The 23,875-nt window shown below is 71.5% G+C and carries 19 protein-coding genes; 4 read left to right on the forward strand and 15 right to left on the reverse strand.

Going from position 1 to position 23,875, the window contains the following annotated elements; genetic code table 11:
- Positions 1–45: 45 nt before the first annotated feature.
- From ACZ6ZP_RS26410 to ACZ6ZP_RS26460, 11 genes are all read right to left on the reverse strand, one after another.
- Positions 46–291: a hypothetical protein gene (locus tag ACZ6ZP_RS26410; protein ID WP_351166160.1), complete on the reverse strand. Its 246-nt coding sequence runs from the start codon at positions 289–291 to the stop codon at positions 46–48.
- A 21-nt stretch (positions 292–312) separates the two neighbouring features.
- Positions 313–1,302, reverse strand: a complete 990-nt coding sequence (locus tag ACZ6ZP_RS26415) for an acyl-CoA desaturase (protein WP_468615565.1) — start codon at positions 1,300–1,302, stop codon at positions 313–315.
- Positions 1,303–1,568: 266 nt separating this feature from the next.
- Positions 1,569–2,783 (reverse strand): cytochrome P450, encoded by a 1,215-nt coding sequence (locus tag ACZ6ZP_RS26420; protein WP_469408630.1) that lies wholly within the window; start codon positions 2,781–2,783, stop codon positions 1,569–1,571.
- Positions 2,784–2,834: 51 nt separating this feature from the next.
- Positions 2,835–3,716, reverse strand: coding sequence for a carboxymuconolactone decarboxylase family protein (locus ACZ6ZP_RS26425; RefSeq protein ID WP_469408632.1), 882 nt, complete (start codon positions 3,714–3,716; stop codon positions 2,835–2,837).
- Positions 3,717–3,778: 62 nt separating this feature from the next.
- The gene (locus tag ACZ6ZP_RS26430) at positions 3,779–4,774 is read right to left on the reverse strand and encodes a 3-oxoacyl-ACP synthase III family protein (protein ID WP_366461732.1); all 996 of its coding nucleotides are present in this window, start codon (positions 4,772–4,774) and stop codon (positions 3,779–3,781) included.
- Between the two features lie 64 nt (positions 4,775–4,838).
- The gene (locus ACZ6ZP_RS26435; protein ID WP_351166168.1) at positions 4,839–6,068 is read right to left on the reverse strand and encodes a beta-ketoacyl-[acyl-carrier-protein] synthase family protein; all 1,230 of its coding nucleotides are present in this window, start codon (positions 6,066–6,068) and stop codon (positions 4,839–4,841) included.
- Entirely contained in the window at positions 6,065–6,313 is a 249-nt protein-coding gene (locus ACZ6ZP_RS26440; protein WP_351166170.1) for a phosphopantetheine-binding protein, read from the reverse strand. Before ACZ6ZP_RS26440 ends, ACZ6ZP_RS26435 begins: the two co-directional genes overlap by 4 nt.
- A 103-nt stretch (positions 6,314–6,416) precedes the next feature.
- Positions 6,417–7,517: a beta-ketoacyl-ACP synthase 3 gene (locus ACZ6ZP_RS26445; RefSeq protein WP_366461731.1), complete on the reverse strand. Its 1,101-nt coding sequence runs from the start codon at positions 7,515–7,517 to the stop codon at positions 6,417–6,419.
- Between the two features lie 386 nt (positions 7,518–7,903).
- A complete protein-coding gene (locus tag ACZ6ZP_RS26450; RefSeq protein ID WP_351166174.1) occupies positions 7,904–8,110 on the reverse strand; it encodes a hypothetical protein in 207 nt (68 codons plus the stop codon).
- A 59-nt stretch (positions 8,111–8,169) separates the two neighbouring features.
- Complete coding sequence (locus ACZ6ZP_RS26455) at positions 8,170–9,396, reverse strand: tetratricopeptide repeat protein (RefSeq protein WP_469408634.1); 1,227 nt, start codon at positions 9,394–9,396, stop codon at positions 8,170–8,172.
- A gap of 206 nt (positions 9,397–9,602) precedes the next feature.
- Complete coding sequence (locus ACZ6ZP_RS26460; RefSeq protein ID WP_351166178.1) at positions 9,603–10,799, reverse strand: S1 family peptidase; 1,197 nt, start codon at positions 10,797–10,799, stop codon at positions 9,603–9,605.
- A gap of 427 nt (positions 10,800–11,226) precedes the next feature.
- Here ACZ6ZP_RS26460 and ACZ6ZP_RS26465 point away from each other — a divergent pair, with 427 nt between their 5' ends.
- Entirely contained in the window at positions 11,227–12,198 is a 972-nt protein-coding gene (locus ACZ6ZP_RS26465; protein ID WP_351166180.1) for an XRE family transcriptional regulator, read from the forward strand.
- A gap of 22 nt (positions 12,199–12,220) precedes the next feature.
- On the opposite strand, the gene ACZ6ZP_RS26470 is transcribed toward ACZ6ZP_RS26465, so the two are convergent.
- Both ACZ6ZP_RS26470 and ACZ6ZP_RS26475 read right to left on the reverse strand, forming a co-directional pair.
- A complete protein-coding gene (locus ACZ6ZP_RS26470) occupies positions 12,221–12,970 on the reverse strand; it encodes a hypothetical protein (protein ID WP_351166182.1) in 750 nt (249 codons plus the stop codon).
- Between the two features lie 112 nt (positions 12,971–13,082).
- A complete protein-coding gene (locus tag ACZ6ZP_RS26475; RefSeq protein ID WP_351166184.1) occupies positions 13,083–13,505 on the reverse strand; it encodes a MarR family winged helix-turn-helix transcriptional regulator in 423 nt (140 codons plus the stop codon).
- A gap of 170 nt (positions 13,506–13,675) precedes the next feature.
- Here ACZ6ZP_RS26475 and eno point away from each other — a divergent pair, with 170 nt between their 5' ends.
- The 3 genes from eno (at position 13,676) to ACZ6ZP_RS26490 (ending at position 20,052) form a co-directional block, all read left to right on the forward strand.
- Complete coding sequence (eno, locus tag ACZ6ZP_RS26480; RefSeq protein ID WP_469408637.1) at positions 13,676–14,986, forward strand: phosphopyruvate hydratase; 1,311 nt, start codon at positions 13,676–13,678, stop codon at positions 14,984–14,986.
- Positions 14,987–15,129: 143 nt separating this feature from the next.
- On the forward strand, positions 15,130–15,579 hold the full coding sequence (locus ACZ6ZP_RS26485; protein ID WP_351166188.1) for a hypothetical protein: 450 nt from the start codon (positions 15,130–15,132) through the stop codon (positions 15,577–15,579).
- Positions 15,580–15,609: 30 nt separating this feature from the next.
- Positions 15,610–20,052: a hypothetical protein gene (locus ACZ6ZP_RS26490; protein ID WP_469408639.1), complete on the forward strand. Its 4,443-nt coding sequence runs from the start codon at positions 15,610–15,612 to the stop codon at positions 20,050–20,052.
- A 106-nt stretch (positions 20,053–20,158) separates the two neighbouring features.
- Here ACZ6ZP_RS26490 and ACZ6ZP_RS26495 read toward each other — a convergent pair whose 3' ends face one another.
- Together ACZ6ZP_RS26495 and ACZ6ZP_RS26500 are read right to left on the reverse strand one after the other, a co-directional pair.
- Positions 20,159–22,882: a tetratricopeptide repeat protein gene (locus tag ACZ6ZP_RS26495; protein WP_469408641.1), complete on the reverse strand. Its 2,724-nt coding sequence runs from the start codon at positions 22,880–22,882 to the stop codon at positions 20,159–20,161.
- Complete coding sequence (locus tag ACZ6ZP_RS26500) at positions 22,879–23,838, reverse strand: esterase/lipase family protein (protein ID WP_351166194.1); 960 nt, start codon at positions 23,836–23,838, stop codon at positions 22,879–22,881. The genes ACZ6ZP_RS26495 and ACZ6ZP_RS26500 overlap by 4 nt, the downstream gene beginning before the upstream one ends.
- Between the last annotated feature and the right edge of the window lie 37 nt (positions 23,839–23,875).

The following is a 23,875-nucleotide window of genomic DNA, read 5'->3' on the forward strand; positions in this document are numbered from 1 at the left end:
TGGTGAGCGCTCAGAGGTACTCGGCCACGGCCGCCCGTCCCCGGATCAGAGGTAGCGCCGGCTCCACGGGCTGCGTCGCCGGTCGGATTCGTAGCGGCGCTCGAAGCGGTCGCGCAGGATCCGGCCGCGCCGGAACTCGACGTACTCGGGATCGTCCCGGGGCACCAGGCGGCTGCGCCGGTGGTAGTGGGTGATGCCGTAGAGGAGTCCGGCGGCGGCCAGCCACAGGATGGGTTCCAGGAAGCCGAAGGCGACCAGGACGACGAACAGAACGAGCAGAACGGGAATCACGGCTTTCTCCCAAGGGGGTTGTCAGTGTCGCCGGTTGTCGAGGCGCTCACGTGTGGGCCAGCGGACATCCGTTGCCCAGCCGAGGCGTTCGAAGAGGCGGATCGCTTCGGCGGTGAGGTCGATCTGGCCGCGGTCGACTCCGTGACGAGCACACGTGGGGTCGGCGTGGTGCAAGTTGTGCCAGCTCTCGCCGAAGGACAACAGCGCGAGCGGCCACAGGTTGGTCGCCCGGTCGTGGCGACGGGTGCGGAACGGGCGGTTTCCGATCATGTGGCAGAGCGAGTTGACGCTCCACGTGACGTGGTGGAGCAGAGCCACCCGGACCAGGCCGCCCCACAACAGGGCGGTCAGGGCGGCGTGCAGGGTGCCTCCGACGGCCCAGCCCGCCGCGAACGGCAGTGCCAGACTGACCAGGCACAACAGCGGGAAGGCCCGGGCCACCCGGCGCATTCCCCGGTCGGCCAGCAGATCCGGGGCGTAGCGCTCGGCCTCCGGCTCCTCACCGATGAACAGCCAGCCCACATGCGCATGGACCAGGCCCTTCAACTGCCCGGTCAGGGTGGTGCCGTAGCGGAAGGGCGAGTGGGGGTCACCGGGGCGGTCGGTGAAGGCGTGGTGGCGTCGGTGTACGGCGACCCAGTTGATCACGTCGCCCTGGAAGCTCATCGAACCGGCCACGGCCAGCGCGAGGCCCAGTCCACGGCGTGCCGTGAAGCTGCGATGGGTCAGCAGCCGGTGGAAGCCCGCGGTGACACCCAGGAGGGTCACGACGTAGAAGAACCCGGCGATCAGTACGTCGGTCAGGCCGATGACCCTGCCCCACAGCACCCAGCCCCCCAGCGCCAGAGCCACCAACGGGAAGGCGACGACCAGCGCGGTCACCGCCAGGTAGAGGCGCTCCGTAGGGGGCGGCGTTCCCGCCGCGACATCATGGAAGGGTTCTGTCCCGTTGTACGAGGGGGCCGGTCGGCCTTCGGCCGACCGTGCTGCTGTGTGCGTGCTGCTGGGCACCCGGGGCTCCTCGGGATCGTGGCGACGGGAGCGGCCGGGGTCACGGGCTCCTGTGAAAGGGCCGCCGCATGCGGTCTGAACGCACGCGCGGCGGTCACGGGGAGCGACGTGAAGAGTCGTGATCGGGTGACAGCAGCTTCAGCCGCTGGAGCGAACCCTCGGCCGGGGATGCTGCACTCTCTCCCTGTGTCCGGGTCCCCTTCGGCGGTACGCACAAACGTCCCTGGAGGGTGGGGCTTTGGGGAACGGGGCCTTGCGGCGCGGGCTCACCAGGAGACCGGCAGGGCCTTCACCCCGTACACGATGCTCTTGGTGCTGAACTCGAGCTCTTCCTCCGGCACCGCCAGGCGCAGCTGGGGCAGCCGGCGCAACAGCGTCTCCAGGATGATCTGCAACTCGGCGCGTGCCAGCGGCTGTCCGAGGCACTGATGGACCCCGAAACCGAAGGCGAGATGGCGCCGCGCGTCGCGGGTGAGGTCGAGCTGTCCGGGGTGGGGGCAGCCCTCCTGCGCGAACAGCTCCACGTCCCGGTTGGCGGTGGACAGCATGCAGATCACGCCGTCGCCGGCGGCGATGGACGTTCCCGCGACCTCCACGGGTTCCCTGGCCACGCGGGCCAGTCCCAGATGGATGATGGTCAGGTGGCGCAGCAACTCCTCGACGGCCGCGGGGATCAGCTCCGGGCGTTCGCGCAGCAGCGTGGCCTGCCGCCGGTCGCGCAGCAGCGCCAGGGTGCACAGGGCGCTCATGTTGGCCGTGCTCTCGTGGCCGGTGACCAGGAGCAGGAAGCCCAAGGACGCGGTCTCCTGCGCGGTGAGGTCCTCGCGTGCCACGAGCCGGCTGAGGATGTCGTCGCCGGGCCGGCGCCGTTTGTGGGCGGCCAGGCGGGCCAGGTACGACATGAGCTCGTGGTGGGCGTGTGCGGCCTGTTCGTGGGTGGTGTCGTTGTCGAGCAGGGTGCGGCTCAGTGACTGGAAGAGGTCGTGGTCCTCGTACGGGACGCCGAGCATCAGGCAGATGACCAGGGAGGGGACCGGAAGGGCGAAGTCGCCGACCAGGTCGGCCGGCGCGCCCTTCGCGACCATGCGGTCGACGGCGGTGTCGACGATGCGCCGGATGTCGGGTCGCAGCGCCTCGATGCGCTTCACCAGGAAGTCTTTGGTGACCATGCGCCGCAGCCGGGCGTGCTCGGGGTCGTCCATGCGGATGAAGCTCGGTTTGGCGGTGGCCAGTTCGCGCTGCCCGGGGGAGAGGAAGGGAAATCCCGGGGTGCGGGCGTCGGCGCTGAAGCGGGGGTCGGCCAGGACGGCCCGGACCTCCTGGTATCCGGTGATCAGCCAGCACGGGGAGCCGTCGGGCAGCACGGTGCGGGTCAGGGGCCCCTGGGCTGCCGCATCCAGGTAGGCGGGCGGCGGGTCGTAGGGGCACCTGCCGTACGCGGCCGGGAGCGTGAGGGCGGGTGCCGTGGAGGTGAGCGACATGGGGGAGGAGCTTTCCGATAGCGGGGAAGTGGCGGGGGAAGGGGGTGGGGGCTACGGCTGCGGGGTGACGCTGATCGCCCCGCCGGGGCAGAGCGCGGCGGCCAGGCGCACACCGGGCTGTGCCGCGGACGCCCGGTGCCCGGGACGGAGCAGGACGAGACCGTCGTCGTCGCTCTGCTCGAAGACATCGGGGGCGGTGGTGACGCACTGGCCCGAACTGCAGCACCGCTCACGGTCGATGCGTACGTCGACGGCCTGGTCCGGCGCGGCATGGGTGCCGGGCGCAGGCGGCTGCTCGGCGGCCCGCGGGCTTTCGGCGGCGGCCCCGGCACTGTCCGGGGGCGTACGAAGCGTGCGCAGCGTCATGCACATCGTGGCCGACTGGCCGGCAAGGACCAGGAGTTCGACCAGCTGATCGGAGCGCAGGCGGCGGGCCAGCGCCTGCCACAGGGCGTCCGGCACATCGGCGCGGTCGGCCAGCGCGTCGACGGCCCGCAGCAGCACCAGGTCGTCGGAGCCCCAGCCGTGTGCGTCCAGGGGCGCCGCGGTGGCGGCCGTCTCGTCGGGGCGCAGCCCGGCGGGGCGGGCCCGGGCGGCGTGGCGGTCGTGGACGAAGGCGCAGTCCAGCCGGTGGGCGGTGCGCAGGATGACCAGCTCTCGGTCGCGCGCCGAGAGGGTGCCGTCGTGGGTGAGCATCCGGGCGAGCGCCAGCCATGCCTCGGCCAGCGGCAGATGGTGGGCGAGGGTGCCGAAGAGGTTCACGCGGCCCGGCCCGTCGTTGCGGGAGGCGTCGAGGACCGCGCGCAGGGTGCTCGGCCACTGCTCCAGAGGGACGGGGGCGATGCGGGGCCGGGTGTCGAAGGGGCGATCGGGCGCCTCGGCGGCGCGGGCCCGAGCGGGGGCGGAGGACTGGACGGGGGAGGGGAGGATCATCGTGCGACTCCGTACAGAGGGCGGGGAGGCAGGGCAGCAGCGCGGTGCCAGGTCGGCGGCCGTCACCATGCGCACAGGAGCAGGCCGCTGCTGGCGCCGCTGGCGAATCCGAACAGGCCCACCAGGTCCCCGCGTCGCAGCCGGCCGGTCTTCAGGGCGGTGGTCAGCTGCAGGGGAAGGGTGTTGGTGGCGACGTTGCCGTGGGTGGGGAAGGTGGACACGATCTGCGCGGGGTCCACCCCGACCCAGTCGCAGGCGACCTTCGTGAAGGCCACCGACGGCTGGTGGATGCAGACGAGGTCCAGGTCACCGGGCTTCACCCCGAAGTCATGCAGGGCACCGCGCACCTTCTCGGGCATGCCGTCGAAGGAGGCCACCAGCTCGGCGGAGTCGATGCGCAGATGGCCCAGGGTGCGGTGCTGGGCGTAGGGGTTGGGCAGGGTCGCGGCCTGCCAGCCCCAGGAGTTGGCGAAGAAGCGGCTGCCGAGGATGCCGGGTTTCTCGGCGGCCTCGACCAGGACGGCGGAGCCCATGTCGCCGGTGCTCAGGCTGGGCAGCGCGTGCAGCACGTCGGCGGCGTCGTCCAGGGACCAGCGGCTTTCGCGGGTGCTCACCTCGGCGGTGGTGACGAGGATGCGGCGGTACTGGCCCGACCTGATGAACGCGTCCGCGACCTCCAGGGCGTTGAGCACGCCGTTGCAGGCGTTCTTCAGGTCGAAGACGGGACAGCCCAGGCCCAGTTTGGCGGCCACGACATGGGCGGTGGCCGGCTCTTCCATGTCGGCGAGGATGCCGGCGAACAGCAGCAGATCGATGTCCCCCGGTGCCGTGCCGTGTTCGTCGAACAGGTTGCGGGCGGCCTGGGCGGCGAGATCGGAGGGTTGTTCGTCGGCGGGGGCCACGGTGCGTTCGAGCAGCCCGTACATGTGCCGCAGGACACCGGGCGTCAGGGTGATGCCGGGGTTGTGGGCCCGGAAGCGGTCCTCGGCCTGGGCCACGGTCTGCCGGCCGAGGGGGACGTGGACGCTCGCGTGGGCGAGCGCGCTGTAGACGGTCACAGGGCAGGTGACTTTCTGAGGGTGATGAGGCGCAGGGGGGAGGGTACGACGGTGGCGGCGCCGGTCAGGGCGCGCGCAGGACGAGGACCACGTTGTGTCCGCCGAAGCCGAACGAATGGCTGGCCGCGGCCCGTACGGTCTGCGGCCGGGGCCGGTCCACCACGCAGTCGAGCGGGAAGCCGAGGTTGTCCGTCGTGAGGTTGGCGACGGGCGGAACGGTGGAGTGGTGGATCGTCAATGCCGTCAGGGCCGCCTCGATGGCGCCGGCCGCGCCGAGGCTGTGGCCCAGGACGCCTTTGGCGGAGGTGACGGTGGGCCCGTGGGGCAGGACCCGGGCGATCAGCTCGGCCTCGGTCCGATCGTTCAACGGGGTCGATGTGCCATGGGCGTTGACGTGGTCGATGTCCGTCGGCACGAGCCCGGCCTGACCGATCGCGTCGCGCAGCGCCACTTCGGCCACCGTGCCGCCGGGGGCGGGTGCCGTGGGGTGGTGGGCGTCCGAGCTCAGGCCGACGCCGGCGAGCTGGGCGTAGTGCCGCTTGCCGCGCGCTCGGGCGTCCTGGGTGCGTTCGAGTACGAGGATGGCCGCGCCCTCGGCGATGACGAAGCCGTCACGGTCCGCTGCGAAGGGCCTGGAGGCCTGCGCGGGAGCGTCGGTTCGGGTCGAGAGGGCGCCTATCCGCTGGAAGCCCGCGGTGACCACGGGGCTGATCGCGGCCTCGGTGCCGCCGGCCACCGCGATGTCGCAGGCGCCGGAGAGCAGCAGGTCACGGGCGACGGCCAGGGCGCTGGCCCCCGAGGCGCAGGCCGTCTCCGTCGCCAGGGAGGGGCCGCGTGCGCCCAGGTCGAGGAGGACCTCACCGGCGGCCATGTTGGAGATCAGCATCGGGATCAGGACGGGGGACACCAGGTCGGGGCCCGCCTGTAGGCGCAGGGTCTGTTCCTCCAGGTGAGCCGCGCCGGCCAGCCCCGAGCCGATGACGACGGCCACCCGGGCGCCGTCCCAGCTGGTGGGATCGAGGCCCGCGTCGGCGACGGCCTCGCGCGCCGCGAGCACGGCGAGCTGGGTGAACCGTCCCATCCGCCAGGCCTTGCCGCCTCCGATCCTGCCCTGCTCGGGCGTCATCGGCGGAACGCGGCAGGAGAAGTCGACGGGCAGTTCCTTGAGTTGGTGGTCCTGGGCCGCCGTGGACTCGCCGCGCAGGACGCCCGCCCAGGTCGCTTCGCGACCGACCCCGGCCGGGGTGATGAGCCCCAGGCCGGTGACGGCGACCGCGCGGGTGTCAGCCCTCACAGCACCCCTGCCGCGGTGCGCTTGGCGGCCAGGGCCGCCGTGAGCCCGGCGATGGTGGTGGACTTGGTCGCCTCGTGCTCCTGCACCTCGACGGCAAGCTCCTCCTGCAGTGCCAGCGCGAGTTCGGCCAAGGCGAGGGAGTCCAGGTCGAGGCTCTCCAGGGTGGCCTCGGGGCGGATGAGGTCCTGGGGAACCTCGAACTTCGCGGTCAGGACGGAGTGGACCGCGGTGTCGACTGAAGACATGGCTGTGCCCTTTCTGCTGGTGCAAATGGTGAAAGCGGTGAACATGGAGGAAGTGCAGGAAGCGGAGGAAGTGGAGGAACGGGAACCGCGGGAGAGCTGCTGCTCAGCGGGAGCGCGGCGGGCCGTCGGTGCTGTGGACGGAGGGAACCGGGGCGAGGTCGGGCCACAGCAGGGCCGCGGAGCCCCAGGTGAGCCCGGCCCCGAAGGAGGTGAGCAGGACGCGCTGCCCGGCGTGGAGCCGGCCGTGTTCGGCCGCGTCGGCCAGCGCCAGCGGGATGGAGGCGGCCCCGGTGTTGCCGACCCGGTCGATGTTGGCGACCTGCCGGTCGGAGGGTACGGGGATGCGCTCGGCCACGGCGTTCAGGATCCGCGCGTTGGCCTGGTGCGCCACGAACCGGTCGATGTCGTGCACCGACCAGCCGACGTTCTTGAGCAGCAGTTGTGCGGAGAGCGTCATATGGGTGACGGCCTCCTGGAACACGTCGCGTCCCCGCATCTTGAAGTGCAGGTCCGCCGGGGTGTAGCGATCGGGCGCGGAACGTGCCAGCGCGCCACCGCCCGGCACTTCGATCAGTTCGTGGCCGGCGCCGTCGCTGCCCAGGTCGAAGCCCAGGACGCTGCCGGGTTCGCCCTGCTCGCCCCGGCGCAGCACCACCGCGCCCGCGCCGTCCGCGAAGACGACGCCCGCGCCGCGGTCGTCCGGGGCGATCAGCGTGGAGTACACCTCGGCGGCGACGACCAGGACCCGGTTCGCGATGCCCGCCCCGATCGCTCCGGCGGCGCCGGCGAGCGCGTACACGAATCCGCTGCACGCCGCGGCGACGTCCCAGGCCGCGACCGGGCCGAGGCCGAGGCGGTGGGCGAGCTGCGGTGCCATGGCGGGCATCGGCCGGTCGGGGGTGGATGTGGCCACCACGACCGCGTCGACGGGGGCGGTGGTGGCCGCGCCGAGCGGGCGGACCGGTGCGGCGGCCGCCACGGCTAGCGCGCGCCGTGCGGCCTCCAAGGCCAGGTCGCCGGTCGACACCCCGGGCGCGACCCAGTGGCGTACGCGGATGCCGGTGCGCCGGCGCACCCATGCGTCGTCGGTGTCCCAGGCGGCCGGCAGGTCGTCGTTGCTCACCGCGCGGGGCGGCACGACGCCGGCGAGGCCTTCGAGCACGGCGGTTCGCTCCGCGGCCGTCCCGTGAGTGGGGGAGGGCATCACCAAGGAGCCCTCTCCGCGCGGCCGGTCTGACGGCGGTACGCCGCTCGCAGCCTTGGCCCTGTCATCTGACGGAGCCTCAATTCAAGTGCACGGCAAAAGAGTTCGCCCGACACCCACACCTCACCCGGGATCGCGTTCCGCTGGAAACGGCATGACCTTATGGGGGCAAAGGATCTTGGGAAGAACATGCAGTTCTTCGAACGAAAGACCTAGGGGCGCCAATCGGTGGCGATCGCGCAGCTCAAAAGGGGGCGTGCAGGAACGTTACGGCCGCTGCGCCGAACGGGAGTCACGCCAAGGGATGAAGAAATGCCGCCATTACGGTGCGGCCTGACGCGGGAGACAGGGGCCGAAGACGCCGACGCTGGCCTCGCTCCGATCAGTCAACGACCGGCCCCCTCGGCAGGGTCGGCACCACGCCCCAGGTCGTTGTTGAACGTGTTGAATCCCGCGCACGGGGCTTCGCAGTCCTTGCGCCGCAAGCCGCTGTGCGCGGTGCGGGGCCCGAGGGGGTGCAGAGCATCGGCCGTGCCCGACCGGGAGGGGCCGGGGACGGCAAGAAGCTGCGCGACAAGCCAGGGATCGTTCATGTCTCCATGCTCGGCGACCCGTTCGCGGCGCGCATGTCCGCGCGGCCACGGCGCCCCGCTCAGACCTGCTGTGCGGAGCGGATGCGTGCGATCTCCCGGGCGGCGCTGACCGACGCGATGGCGACGTTCATGCGCTCGGCGGCGTCCACGGCCACGGACAGCTCCTCACGGCGGCCCTCCACGTGGCACAGCCTGCCCTTGAGGAGCAGGCTGAACAGGACCGCGCGCGATTCCTGCGCGGGCCGCTCCTCGAGCGATGCGGTGAGCGCCTCATGGGCCTCACCCGTCTCACCGAGCCGGAGCAGCACGGCGGCCCGCTGATAGTGCAGGGACGCCGCGGAATAGACCGCGAAGGGATCCTCGCCGCCGGTGTAGTGCGGCAGTAATCGCGACGCGGTCTCCAGCCACTCCAGGGCCGCCGGGCGCTCCCGGCGCGCCGCGCACACCCGGGCCGCCTGCGCGGCGACGTACGCACGCACCGGGTTCGGCGCGTGACGGGAGACCTCCAGAGCGCGGTCGAGATACCCCGACGCGAGGGGGACCATGCCCTGCAGCAGGGCGCTCTCGCTCAACTGCCGCAAGGCGATGGCTTGGACGGGCCTGTCCTGTGCGTGATCGGCGAGCGCCTCGGCGGCGCTCAGCGCCCCCTCCGCCTCCTGGGTGCGGCAGGCGTCGGCGTAACTGCCCGCCAGGAGAACAGCGGTGCGCGCGGCATGCACCAAACCCGCCCTGGACTCCGTACCCACGACCGGGGCGCCGCCCGCGGGGCCGAAGGTGGACTGCAAGTAGGCCAGCAGCACCGGCTCGGTGTGCCTCCCGCCCAAGGCGCCCGTCTGCTGCACGAAGAACCGCTCGGCCCCGCGCCACACCTGCTCGTGCGCGGCCGGAACGGCCCGGTCCTCGCTGTCCGGATGGGCGCGCTGTTCGGGTACACGGGTGGGCGCCTCTTCGCCGTGACTGCCGCTTCGTACGCCGCTTGCTTCGAGGCCGGGGATGGCGGCGATGAGCGAGGCCGCGTCCTTGAGCCCCGCCGGCCGGCCATCGGCGAGCCCCAGCTCCGCCGGCGTGATCAGCCGCCCGAGCCGCTGCGTGAACAGCCCGCACAGCAGCTCCGGAACCGGGCGGCGAGGGCGGGAGCCGCGGATCCAGTGCGCGACCGTCGTCCGGTCGTAGGTGGTCCCCAGCTGGTGCCGACGGGCGTCGGCGTTGACGCGGCGTGCCAGGGCTTCGTACGTCCAGCCGGCCTCACGGATCAGGCTGAGCAGGGCGTCGTTGGGCGTAGCCATGGCCTCACTCCGTCGGTACGAGGGCTTGAGCCCGGGAGGACCTTCCCTGGGCTCAACAGACCCAACGGGCCCGACGGCGTACGGTTTCGGCATTCGAAAACTCCACACGACAGTTCCACATCCGTCGTGCGGCGTTCGAAGGGCCCACGTGACAGCGCCGGGGCCGCTGCCGGGGTTCCGGCAGCGGCCCCTTCGACCTCAGACCGTCAGTTCGTGTTGAGCGTCAGGCCGTAGTGCCGCAGCGTGTCGTCCAGCGGCTGGAAGTACGACGAGCCCTGGAGGTTCACCCCGCCGCACGACTGGTTCGTCGGGCCGCCCGAGGTCATGCCCTGGGCCTGGTTGCCCGCGATGTAGGCGCCGCCGCTGTCGCCGCCCTCCACGCACACCGTGGACCGGCCCAGGCCGCTGACCACGGTGTCCGGGCCGCCGTTGCGGTCGGTGTAGGTGACGGTGACGTTGTACGCGCCGACCCGGCCGCAGGTCCAGCCCGTCGTCGAGCCGGACTTGCACAGGGTCGCGCCGACCGCCGCGCGCTGGCTGCCGCGCACCGGTACCGAGGCGCCGTTGCCCCAGGTGCCGACCGCCGTGGTGATCGAGGATCCCGGCTCGATCGTCGCCAGGCCCATGTCCACGCTGTTCTGGCCGACCGCGAAGCGGGTCGTGGAGCCGGTGGCGAACTTCGAACCGTTGAAGTAGAGGCCCGGGTTGCCCGTCACGCAGTGGCCCGCGGTGACGAGATACTGCCGGCCCGCGGCGCTGCGTGCGCCGAAGCCCACCGAACACCACGAGCCGGGCTGGTTGTTGATGTTCATCCGGCTGCCCGGCGCGACGGCCGCCTTCGCCTGGAGCTCCTGCCCGCTCTTGACGATGCGGACGGCCTTCCCGTGTCTGCGGGCCTCCTTCAGGAAGGCGCGGGCCTGCGGGGTGCCGGCGTCGGCCACGGTGACCTTGACCGTGTCGGAGGCCAGGTCGGCCTCCCAGGAGGTTATGCCGCTCGGGACACGCTTGGCCGCCGCCGCGTCGAGTGCGGAGGTGATGCGTGTCAGCTCCGCCTCGCCCCGGCCGGGTATGCGGGCGGTCAGGCCGGTGGCCTTCACCCGCGCCGCCGCAGGGGCGGCGCCGACGTTCACGGTCAGCGTGCCCTTCGCGTCGAAGAACGCGCCGTCCGTGCGGACACCGTCCCGCTGGAGCCGGGCCAGCCGCCGCTGCTGGTCGGCCTGTTCGTCGAGGCGACGCACGGCGGCGGTGTCGCTCACGCCGAGGGTGTCAGCCAACGCCTCGATCATCTGCGGCTCGTAGCGCGGCGCCGGGGTTGAGTCGGCGTGTGCACCTGTGACACCGGTCGTGGCCACCAGGGCTCCCGCCGCAGCGGCAGCGAAGAGGTAATGCCGAACATGCGCCATGTGAATGCCTTCCGAGGGTAAGTGGGGGGTGGCATATAGATGTTCGGTGCACCGGGTGGGGTCGAATTGGTGCACCGAACATCCATCGGCGCGGTACGCGGGATTTCCCGGACCGTGCCGTGGGCGAAACACTCCCGCTGGTGCGGGGGGTCGCACAAGGCATGGCGAGGCACCGGCCCTTAAGGCGAAAGACGTAAACACTTAATGGGCGCCGACTCCGAATGTGCGCGCCCGATACGTGATGCGGAAGCGGCGTTACGGATATTGACGTACGCCGTCCCGGCAGGGTTTGGTAGGCGAGGCGTGCGGGCGGGAATTCCTTTGCCCGCCGTCTATGTCCGGCCATGACACGCAACGGCGTCAATCGGGCAGTTGCGCATGATCCGGGTGTGTGGCTCGTCATTTGTCATGTCGGGAGGCGAAATTCGTGACGGTCTCATCCGGACTGACGTCGGACGGCGCGGAATCCGGTACCGGAGCGGCCTTTTCGACCGATCGCCCCGCTCCGTTCGCCGTGGCTCTGCGCGAAGCGGTGCGCCGCCGCGGGCTTCCCCTGGACCGGATCTGCGAGCGGCTCACCGCCCGCGGCATCCGCCTCACGCCCGCGACCCTCAGCTACTGGCAGCGCGACCGCACCCGTCCCGAACGCTCGGACTCGCTGCGCGCGGTGGTCGAACTGGAGAGCATCCTCGCGCTGGCGCCCGGCGAGCTGTCCGGTCTGCTGCAGCCCCAACGCCCGCGCGGGCGCCGCCCGGCCGTGCGCGTCGACGAGCACGCGACCCGCCGTCTCTACGGACACGCCTCCCGGCAGGAACAGGCACTGGGCGAGGCCTTCCCCCGCTTCAACCAGGGCATCGCCATCCTCCTGACCCGCGAGGTCCTGCACCTGGACCGGCGCGGCTGCGTCAGCCGGCTGACCATCAATCACCTGGTCCGCGCCGTCGCCGACGGTCCCGACCGGCTGGTCAATCTGCACTTCCTGGACGATCCCGACGCCGGGCTGCCCGAAGCGACCGTGCACTGCGGACAGCTGGAATCGATGCGGCAGGACGCGGTATCGGGCGGGGTGATGCTCCAGATCGGCTTCGGCCGTCCGCTGTCGTTCGGCGAGACCACGACCGTCGACTACGAGATCCGCACCGTCCGGCAGGACCACCCGACGACGCTGCACGAGCGGGGGATACGAGGCAGCCAGGACGCCTATCTGCTCCAGGTGTACTTCCCCCACGACCGGCGCCCGGCGATCTGCCACTCGTTCTACCGGGAGAACGCCTCCGCCCAGCAGCGCAAGGTGCGCCCCCTGACGGTGGACTCCTCCGGCACGGCCCATTTGTACGCCGCCCAATGCCGGCAAGGCATCTACGGCATGAGCTGGCAGTGGCCGGACGAGAACTCCTAGTACGGCAGAGGGGCCTCACCGTCTAAAGGTCCGCCCAGACATGGCCATCGGAGTAGTTGGACTCGCCCCGGAAGAACCAGTCCGCCAGGTCGCCGATGCGTTCCAGGCAGTCCTCGTAGTAGGAAACGGGCGTCGGCCGCGGGAAGTCGGGGTGCGAGGTCCAGGAGGGGACGGCCGTCGCCAGTTCGTAGAACCCGTCGGCCAGCCAGCGGTTGATCTGATCGCTCGATTGGTGGGCCGCGCAGGCGATCCGCATCGCCCGCTCCAGGCGGGTGAAGGCGACCCGGTCCCACGTCAGATCGCCCCGCAGCCGGAACAGGAAGCTGCCCTCCGCCGCCGCGAACTCCTGCTCCAGAATGGCGAGGGCCTTTTCCACATGGTCGATGGGGTGCCCGATCAGCGTGGGCCACGCGGGCCGCCAGCGAGCGACGTATTCGGCGAAGCCCTCGCGCAGGAAGGCGGGATCCACCGGCTTCAGGCGGATCTGCCGACTTTCCGCGCCGGCCCACCACACCTCGAACTCGCCCACTGTTCCTTCCGCGGGCCAGCGTTCCGCGTCCAGGGGGAGAAGCAGCACGTCGACGAACCCGCCGTACCCGGAGCCCGCCTCCCCGAGGTCCACGAAGACGCCGATGGCTCCGGGTTTGGGGACGCGCACGACGGTACCGGTGAGGAGCTGCCCGAAGCGCAACTCATGCCGCAGCCGGACCCAGTCGGCGTCGATCTCCTCGTGGGCACCGTCGGCACCGCCGGGCCCGATGGCATCGCTCATGCCGCATTGTCGCACCGCGCTCCGACAGCGGGCCTGGTTCCATGCGCGGGCTGTGCGCTTCTTGCGGTCAGGGAGTCCGTCCCCGGCTCCGCCCGTGGTCCGCCGGGCACAGCTAGTGCGCCGCGACCCTTTCCACCAAACCGATTCCCCGCGCCAGCAACTCCCGCTCCTCCGCCGTCAGTTCCGCCTCGATGGCCCGCGCGAGCCAGTCCGCCCGGCGGCCTCGCTCCTCCTCCAGCAGTGCCTGCCCGGCAGGGGAGAGCTCGACCAGGCTCTTGCGGCCGTCGGTCGGATGCGCCCGGCGCGTGATCAGCTCCTGCTTCATGAGGAGCCCGACGGCTCGGGCCATGGACTGCGGGCGCACCCGCTGATCGGCCGCCAGTTCACTGGTCGTCATCGCGCCGTTGCGGTCCAGGGCGCCGAGGACGGCCACCTGACCGAGCGGCATCTGGTCCTCGAGCTTCACGCGCCGCGAGAGCTTTCCCATCGCGGTGCGCAGTTCGGCGGCGACGGCGGCGGATTCCGGAAGGGGCATACCGAATTTTAACGCAGCGTAGCTGCGCGGGCAGAACTGCACAGCGGGACTGAACAGCCAAACTACACAGCACAACTGCACAGCTCTGCTGTAGAGTTTTGCGTGTCGGGTTCAGCGCCACCGTCGCCGCAGCCGAACCCGGCACGTATGCGACAACGGGAAGGACTCCCATGACCGCCATCACCTCCGTCATCGGCCGCCGCGTCCTCGACAGCAGGGGCAACCCCACCGTCGAGGTGGACGTGGAACTGGCGGACGGATCCATCGGCCGGGCCGCGGTCCCATCCGGCGCTTCGACCGGCGCCCGCGAGGCCGTCGAACTCCGTGACGGCGACCCGGCGCGCTGGCACGGCAAGGGCGTCGACCGCGCGGTCCGCCACGTCAATACGGAACTCGCGGCCGCCGTCACCGGTCGCGAGGCCGAGGACCAGACCGGCCTCGACGCCGTGCTCGTGGCCACGGACGGCACTCCCGCCAAGTCCAGGCTCGGCGCCAACGCGATCCTCGGGGTCTCCCTGGCCACCGCCAAGGCCGCGGCCGCCGCCCATCGCCTGCCGCTCTACCGCTACCTCGGCGGCTCCGGGGCCCGGCTGCTGCCCGTACCGATGATGAACATCGTCAACGGGGGCGCGCACGCCGACAATCCGCTGGACTTCCAGGAGTTCATGATCGCCCCGATCGGCGCGGAGACCTTCGCCGAGGCCGTGCGGATGGGGTCCGAGATCTTCCACACCCTGCGCCGCGACCTCCTCGCCGCCGGGCACTCCACGGGCGTGGGTGACGAGGGCGGCTTCGCGCCCGCCCTGCGCACCGCCGAGGAGGCCCTCGACTTCGTGATGGCCGCCGTCGAACGCACGGGGTACCGGCCGGGCATCGACATCGGCCTGGTCATGGACCCGGCGTCGTCCGAGTTCTTCCGCGAAGGCGTCTACGACTACACCGGGGAAGGCGTGCGGCGCACGCCGGCCGAGAACGCCGACTACCTGGTCAAGTTGATCGACTCGTACCCCATCGTGTCGATCGAGGACCCGATGGCCGAGGATGACCTGACGGGATGGCGGGACCTGACCGCACGGGTCGGCGCGCGCTGCCAGCTCACCGGGGACGACGTGTTCTGCACGAATGAGACCATCCTGCGCGAGGGCATCGCCTCCGGCGTCGCCAACTCGGTCCTGGTGAAGGTCAACCAGATCGGCACCCTCACGGAGGCCCTGGCCACCGTCGACACCGCCCACCGGGCGGGCTACACGGTCGTCATGTCGCACCGCTCGGGCGAGACGGAGGACACGACGATCGCGGACCTGGCGGTGGCCACGGGCTGCGGCCAGATCAAGACCGGATCGCTGTCCCGCTCCGACCGCACCGCGAAGTACAACCAACTCATGCGCATCGAGGAGGAGTTGGGAGACGGTGCCCAGTACGCGGGCGCGGAGGCACTCCTGACCTCGCGGCAGCGGACGGGACTCCCGGCAGGAGCCTGATCGCCAGGGCGCTCATCGTCCAGGGGTCGCGACCGGAAGGCGGCGGACCGGGTTGACGCCCGTCCGCAACCGCCTTAATTTCCCGGAAAGCGCCCGTATGAGGGCAAGTACTCGCCTCCACTCGGACGGAAGGGGGCATCCGCATGGATCCGCTCACGCTGGCCACCGGCGCCGTCGCCCTGCTGACCCCCTTCCTGTCCAGAGCGGCGCAGGACTTCGCCGGCGCCGCGGGCCAGAGCGCGTGGCTCAAGGCGGAGGAACTCCTCTCCCGGCTGCGGGCCCGCTTCGCGGGAACCGAACACGAGGGCACGGTCGAGGAGTTCGCCGACGGCCCGCAGGCCCACACGCAGGAGATGACGGACCTCCTGGAGGCGGAGTGCGAACGCGACGCCGCCCTGCGCGAGGAGATCGAGCGCCTGCTGAACGAGGTGAAGCGAGCAGCGCCGCACATCGTGGTCGTCCAGAGGATGAAGCGGATGGAGTCACAGGTCGGCGTCCGGTCCAAGAAGATGACCAGGGGCGATGTGTCGGTGACCCAGGAGTCCGACCACGCCGTCTCGGGGGCCGCCGTGGACATCGACGAGATCGGCTAGGGCCGGTCCGGGCGGGGGCGGACCTACCCCATGCGCACGAGCGATCTCTTCTTCGACTCCGTCGTCACCTCCCATGTGGGCTCCGCGCACTTCCTGCGCCGCGACTGGCTGGCCCAGGACATCCAGCGGCAACTGGACCGCGACGACATCCGCGTGGTGCTGCTCACCGCGGCACCCGGAGCGGGCAAGAGCGCGTGCCTGGCTCAGCTCGCCCACGACCACCCGACGTGGCCGCGCTACTTCATCCGGCGTGATCAGCGCACCCCGCTGGCCGACCCGACCGCACGCGCGTTCCTGCTGCGGGTGGGCTTCCAGCTGGCCTCCGCCTGTCCAGAGCTCTTCACGACCGAGCAGGTACGCATCGAGGTGACGCAGCGGATCGGCGAACTCGCCGACGGAGGCGAGGTGGTGGGCGCAGAGGTACGACGGCTGCTCACCTCGCCCTTCCACCAGACGGTCCTGCACATCAAGCAGGACGTCGAGCGCGCCGGGGGCAAGGCCACCGGCCTGCGGATCGGCGAATGGGTCGGCGATCCGCGGCTCGTCGAAACGTCCGACCTCCAGCACATGGCGCTGTTCGACCCGGCCCGTGCGCTGCGGCGGCTGCGGCCCGGCGCCCGGCTCGTCGTCCTGGTCGACGCACTCGACGAGGCGGCGGCCGACGACGGGGAGCACAGCCTCCCGCAGTGGCTGGCGCGTCTGCCGGAGTTGCCGCCCAACCTGCGTCTGGTCGTCGCGTCACGGCCCAGCCTCGATGTGACGACTCTCTTGGAGGGGCAGGCAGGTGTGCTCGCGCACGTGGGCATAGCGGCGTACGACGACCGCGTCGCCCGGGACCTGCGCCGGTACACCCGGCAGGTGGCCGCCCGGCCGCCGGCCGCGCGGACCCTGGCCGAAGCCGGCCGCGACCCACACGACTTCGTACGGGAGGCGACCCTCAAGGCGAACGGCAACATCGGCTACCTGGACGCTCTCGCACGGGCCGTCGACGAAGCGGCCGTCTCGGCCGAGGCCGCGGCCGCCCTGGGCGACCTGCTCGCGCTGCGTGAACTGCCCCAGCACATCACCGGTCTGTACGGATTCTTCCTGCGGCAGATCCGCGCTACCGCGGGCGCACGCGACGTACGCCTCGTCGACACCCTGACGGGGCGGATCGCGATGCTCGACGCCTGGGCCGCGGTCTACCGCCCGCTCCTCGAAGTGCTCAGCATCGCGCCGGAGCCGGTCGGCCTCGATGAGCTGCGCGCCCTCGGCGGCATCGACGCCGAGCCCTCGGACGTGGCGACGGCCCTGCGACGGCTGGGTCAGTTCCTCGCGGAGGAAGAGGGCCGCCACCGCTTCTACCACGCCACCCTGGCCGAGTTCGTGACCTCGCCAGGGCTGCGCGCGCAACCGGAGCTGCATGTCGAGAGGATCAGCACTCACGCCCTGGTGGCGCGGCGTCTTCGGCACCTGTTCGCCGGCGCATGGGCCGAACCGGGCGAGCGGGTGGCGCCCTCCGTGCACCGGTACGGCCTGACCCACTGCGCACGACATCTTTACGACGGCCGCCTGCGGCACGAACTGTTCGAGCTCCTCGACGCGGGGGACTACGGAGTGGCCAAGTCGCGTGCCGACGTCACGCCATCGTCCTACCTGGCCGATCTGGCGCTCGGCATCGGCGCCGCGCGCCACGAGGTGTCGGCGGACGCGTCGGCGGCACTGCCGCGGCTGTTCCGCTACGCGTTGCTGTCCCATCTGCTGTCCGGCGCCGAGACCACCCGGGCCCCCGCCGTGCACGCCGCGTGGATGCTGCTGGACGACGGCAGACGCGTCCTCAAGCTCATCGAAACGGTCCCGGATCCGCGTCTGCGGGCGACGGTGTTGGCCGATGTCGCCATGGCCTTGCTGGGTGAGGCCGGTACGCGACCCGGCGACGACCGGATCGAGGCGGCGCTGACCGCGACCCGGGCCGCGGTCGCGGCGCTCACCGCGATCGCCGACGAGGACACGGCGCTGGGCGCGCTCGACGACCTGCTTCCGGTGTGGCGGCGGCTGTCGGAGCTGGGAGCCGAGACCGGCGAGGATCTGACGGCCCTGTGCCTGAGCCTGGCCGACGCACCCGTCCCTTCGGCGGAGCACGTGCGTGTGCCGGCCGAGGCCGCGACCCTCCTCTGGGACGTCGACCAGCAGGCCGCACGGCAGCTGCTGGGCCGGGCCGGACAGAACGCAAGCCGTGCCGCGCGCTCTGCACCCCCAGAACAACTCGACGGAATGTGGGTGTCGTTGACCCAGTCGTACGCCGCCGTGGGGCAGTCGGCCGACGCGGAGGCGACGATCCGGAACATCCAGGACCCCGCTCTCCGTACGGTGATGACGGTCCGTCTGGTGGACGCAGAACTGCGGCGCGGAGATGCCGACACGGCACGAAGCCGTCTCGACGCCGCCGAGGAATCCCTGGCCCGCGCTCCACTGGACGCCGGGACAAGCGCGTCGGCCCGCGCGGCCCTGGCCCGGGGCCTGCTGCTCGTCGGCGACACCGCCCGGGCCACGGCACTGTGCCAGGCGGCCGTTCGCGACGTGGAGGGCGAAGAATTGCCCTCCGAGACGGCCACCGGAGAACTGATCGCGCTCTTGGACCACCTCGGCGCACCGGACGAGGCCCAGCGGCTCGCAGTCCGGCTCCACGACGCGGCCGTGGACAACGAACGCGGGCTCCGCGCCAAAGGCACGTTCCCCGTCTACCCCCTGTGGGCGGCCCTGGCTCTGGCGGACGCGGACCGGCCGGAGCCGGCCCTCGCCGTGATGCGCGAGATGGCTCCTGCGCAACGGGCCGCTCCGGGCCAGGCCGTCGCCGCCGCCTTCGTGCGACAGGGCCGCGTGGAGGAGGCCTTGGCAGTCGTAGACCTGATGCGGGACGCGGAGAACGCCCCCGTCCGGGTTTCGGTCCTGCCTCCGGGGCGCCGCGCCGACGCGACCGGAAGAGCCGACGACGCCCTGTTCACCATCGTGTCCGGTCTGCTGCGCTCCGGTGCCGCGCAGAGCGCACACGAGGCGGCGCAGCGGGCCGAAGCCATCGACGCACGGTCCCGGATCACCGGAGCGCTCGCCCTGCACGAGATCGCCACGGGCCACCGTGAGGCCGCCAGAGCCCTCCTGGACGAGGACGAGCAGCACATCCGCCTGATGGGCACCGCGCCGATCCGGCACTACTTCACCGACGACGTGCTCGACCTGCTGGCCCGGCACGGGGACTGGGCCACGGCGAAGCGCACGGCTGCCGACGCGGACCGCCAGGGAGCACACGACGCCACCGACCGGCTCGTGCGCCTTCTCGTCGACGCGGGCGAGTTCACCGAGGCCTCCTCGACGATCGCCACCATCGAGGATCCCCTGACCCGGGCCGACGCCCTGGTGCACTGGGCTGCCAAGGCGGGTGGCACCGTCCCGCAAGATGCCGTACAAGCGCTGTTGGACGGTCAGAACCTCGTGCGCGGCCTTCCAGCAGCCGATCAGGGAGGTGTCCTCTACCGCGCGGGCACCGCTTTGGCGGACCTCGGTGAGCTCCCGGCAGCGCGAGCGGCGCTGCGCGCAGCGGTGACGGCATGGTGGGAAGCCCCCGCGACCGGCATCGTGCCCTCCCTGGGCAGCCGACTGGCAGGAGCGTTGGCACGCGTGGGCCTCCTGGCCGAGGCCGACGCGCTCGCCGACCGGTTCCCCGACGCCTGGCTGCGCGTGGACCGAGCGCGCGCCTGGATCGACATCGCCAGGGCGCTGGAGGACCGGGGGCATCGGGCGGAGGCGCTGGAGCGGCTCGGCCGGGCCGTCCACGCCGTCCGTCCGGGCGAGTTCACCGAGTCCTGGGACTACCCGGACCGGCTCAAGACGCTCGGCACGGCGGCGGGTCTGCAGAGCGCACTGGGAGCGCAGCCAACGCCCCCGCCCGACGGCGACCTGCCGGCCCACTACCGCGAGCGATGGCGCGCGGGAAACGCCACGGCACTCGCCCAAGCAGGACATCCGGCGGCGGCCCTCGCCCTGTACGGGAGGAGCGAGCGGCCCGACGACGATGTGCTCATGGCCATCGCTGCGGCCTGCACGGCACAGGGACGGTACGCGGACGCCCAAGCGCAGGTGGAACGGATCGTGCGCGAGACCGATCGGCTGCTGGCACTCGCCGCGCTGGCCACGGCGATCGGCACGGGCGCCCAAGCGCGCGACGCGGCGACCCGGGCGGCGGCGCTGTTCGGCGAGGTGCGGGAGAGCCCGCGGACCACCAGGTACTGCGCTCGGGCCGTCGGAGAAGCACTGACGTCCTGCGGGGCCCGTGACGCACTGCGGGAGTTGACTGTCCGGCAATGGTGCGGCGCGGTCGACGCCCTCCGGCTGGCGATCCTGCTCCCGCTGGCCGCACCGCTCCTGTCGGCCGCTGCCGCCCGGGAGGTGGCGACGTCGGTCGCCTGGCTGGAGGACTTCTTGTCCCGCACGGGTTGACGGACGGAGGGCTCACTCCAGAGAGCCTGAGGAATCGAGGTGCTGCTGCTCGGCCGTCCTGGGCGGCTACGGCCTGTGCATCTTCTGGGGTGCGTCAGCTCGGCCCTCAGCCTTGGGCCCCAGCCGTGTCGTCCGGGCTGCCGACGGCGTCCGTCACCAGAGCGAGGGTGGACTCCACGGAGCGCAACGCGGACGCGAAGGCGGCGGGCATCCGCGCGTGCCAGCGGGTGAAGATCTCCACAGCTCGGCGAGCGGCCTCCAGCGCGGACGGCAGGTCGTGGCGGCACTCGGCCCTGATCTCGGCGAAGGTGTCGAGCGACTTGGCCAGATCGATCTCGTATGCCTGTGGGTGGGCCGCAGCGAACCGCTCCCGTATGGCGAGGGATTCCGCGGAGGTCTCCAGTGCCGCGACACGCTCGCCCTGAAGGTGCAGGGTGATCGCGTAGTTGTTCAACGACTGGGCCAGCAACGGGGAGAACACGGCGTCGTTCGTGACGGAGAGACGGCGGCGGATCAGTACGGACTCCTGGGCGGCGTCCAGGCCTTCGGCGCTGCGTCCCAGGGCCCACAGCACCGCGGAGAGATTGCACAGGGCTTGGGACAGCAGGGCGTCCCATCGGTCGGGGTTGGCCTTTCCCAGTCGACGGGCGCGCTCAATGGCTTCGCGAAGCGCGTCGAGCGACTCCTCGTGGCGGCCCTGGCCTTGCAGCATGTACCCCACATTGCTGAGGCCGCTGGCCAACTGAGGCTCGTAGAGCTGAGGTTGGGCGGCGGCATGGGGCCGCAGAAGTTCGATGGACTCCAGGGTCACCTCGACCGCCCGGGTGCTGCCGACCGCACTCAACCGTGCGCCCAGCAGACCGAGCATCTCCGCCATCGGGCCTTCCGAGGACAGCCCCAGTTCACGAAGGCGGGCGACGCCTTCCTCCGCGGCCGTCACCGCTTGCCGGACCTGGCCGGACTCCGCGAGCCACATGGCAAGGCCACCGTAGGCGGCGGCCAGGAACGCCTTGTCCGCGGGCGACAACGCGCCGGATTCCCTGCCCAGAAGTCCGATTGACTCCTGGGCCGCCTCCACCGCCTCGTCACGGCGCCCGCACTCGGCCAGGCACCGCCCCAGGGCCGTCAGTGACCGGGCGAGCTCACGGTTGAGGGAGGGCTCGCGCTGGGCGACCGTGCGGCGCAGCGCCACTGCCGCTTCCGTCTCGCGCAGCGCTTCTTCGCGACGGCCCGCGTTGGTGAGACGCTCGGCGAGATACTGGTGCAGTCGACCGCGCGTCCGGTCATCGGTGTCCGTGGCGAGTTCATGCTCCGTCAGGCGCTTCACCAGCACCGCGATTCCAGTGTCCAGGTCGACATTCAGCTGGTGCGGCAGCAGGTCGTTCACGGCCTGGAGGACATCGAGGTCGGTGTCCTGGAGTTCCGCGAGTCCCGCCAGGGCGGCACCGCCGGCCGCCAATGCCAGGCCGGGGTCACGAGCCAGCAGCGGAAAGAGGGTGGTGCGGCCCATGTGGGGCCAGCGGCGCGCTGTGTCGATGAGCGTGGCCACGGCCGGCCGGGCATAGCCGGGTACACCCTTGGGGGCGTGCAGCAGCCGGGCCGCGGCGCCGTCTGCCCAGCTGTCCGGAACGTAGGCCGGGTGCGAGTGCCCAGGAGTCGTCAAGGCCAGGAAGTCCTCGCCGAGCCGGTCCGGTCGCAAGGGGTGCAGCCACGTCTGGTCCACCTGGCCCGCTGGCACCGGATAGCAGGCGGCGTGATCGTCGAGAGCCGCGTCGGCCTGTCCATCGGGTAGGGCGCCGCTCTGCTCCAGCGCGGCGACCGCTTCGGCTCGGCCCAGCCCCTGGGTGAGCGTCGCCGTGTAGACGATGCGCCCCATCACGGCAGGGGAGACGCGCACTCCGCCGTGATCGTGGGCGTTCTGCCAGAAGTCGTGCTCGCGATCCAGGAGATAGGAGGAGAGTCCGGCCGGGTCGAGAGGCGGCTCCTCCCCGCGTGCCCGGGCCTCCACGGCCACCAGGGCCGCCATGTGCAGGGTGAGCACGGTCTCGTACCCAGGCCCTGTCAATTCGGGAGGCGTGGCCGTGTCCGGCTGCGGCAGCGCGAGGGATGCCGAGAACGCCGCGCCCGCCTCGTCGAAGACCCGCTGCCGCTCGGGGAGGGTCGGCGCCAGGGAGGAGAGGGGCACCGTGCGTGCGTCGAGGTAACCCGCTTTGGTGAGCCGGTGCCGAAGGGCAGGCCACCAGGACTGAGCGGCGCGAGCCAGCAGCAGCACCCGCGTCCGCCGCCCGGGGACGCGCAGCAGGGGGTTGAGGAGCAGGAGCAGGAGATCGTCCAGCGGCCAGCGGTCGGCGTAGTCCACGACCAGCAGCAGCGCATCACCCAACTCGCCGGGCTGCACCACTTGGTAGGCCGTCGGGTCGCTCAGGTGATGCGCCTCGCACACCCGCCACCCCTCGCCCGATGAGCCTTGGGTGAAGTGCGCGGCCAGCCGCGTCTTGCCCTGTCCGCCAGGGCCATGGACAAGGAGTGCGGTGACTCCCGCTTCTGGTGCGTCCCGCCAGGACCGGAGCAGCGCCGTTTCATCCTCGCGTCCACGGAAGCCGACGACCGCGTTCTCCGCGGCCAGCAGCACACTGGGGCGCATGGCAGCCTGTGGGCCGCTGACGCCGGGATGTTCGGAGGGTACGGGCACGATCTGGTACACCGGGTACCCGTTGCGGATGTGCAGGTCTCCCTGTAGGACGGCGTAAACGCTCGCGCCCGCCTCGGCGTTGATGATCTGCCGGGCCGCGCCGCCGGAGGGCCGGTCGCCCGCGGAGGGATCACTCACCGGAATCGCCCACTTTCCCCGCCGTCTTCCGCTGCCCCCGGGCTGGGCGCCGGATGGATGTGCATGGCACCGTCCTGCACCGTGTAGAGCAGTCCGCCACCCGTCACCGTGTTGTGCTGGATCCTTGCCTGACGTTCTTGCCCCGGGTCGTCGCCCCGACCGTTCTCATGGGCCGGTGATCCTCTGCGTGTCGCGTCGTGCCGTGCGTCCAGTAAGTCGCGCCTCAGCGTGCTGAACGACCGATGGGCCGTGGAATCCGGCCGCACGATCGTGAAGTGGTCCCCGGGCAACACATCCGCCTGCGGGAACACGCTCCGCGCCGAGACCGACGTCACCACCCCGTCTTCCTCCCCCGCGTAGACCCGCACCGGGATCGGACAGGTGTCGGCGGCGACCTGCTGGGCGTGCACCACGCGATTGAGTACGGTTCGCTGCGCCTCGGCGACGGCCATGTTGAGCGGGCGCAGCTCGCGCTCCTGTGGATGCCTGCGCAGCAGGCCGCGCCGCAGAGTCAGCAGCAGCTCGGACCCCGAGTTGGGACAGGCGAAGAGAACGGCCAACCGGACCCGGCGCAGCTCCCGCCCTCGCCCCTCGTTGAGCATCCGGGCGAGGTAACGCTGTACGACGAGACCGCCTTGGCTGTGCGACACCAGGACGAGAGCGTCGTAGTCGCCTGCCTCCACTTCAAGGAAGACCTTGAGGCTTCCGGCGATGTCGTCGAAGGACGGGATGCGGCGCAGGGGGTTGAACCACAGGCGCGGGGACGCGTACCGGAACGGCAGTGGCGCGACGAACCCCAGCTCCGGGTCCCCGGCGATGAGCCGCTCGAAGGGCCTCCACACCTCAGGAGACGACGCAAGCCCGTGGACGAACACCACTGCGACCAGCCGACCGTCCGACGACATGTCCCACCCCCGTCGCACCATCAACTCCCCACGCAGGGCGGGGTGTTGCATACCACTTAGGGTACGCCGGTTGCACATGCCGTGAGGG

The sequence above is a fragment of the Streptomyces sp. NPDC054047 genome (genome assembly GCF_055585065.1).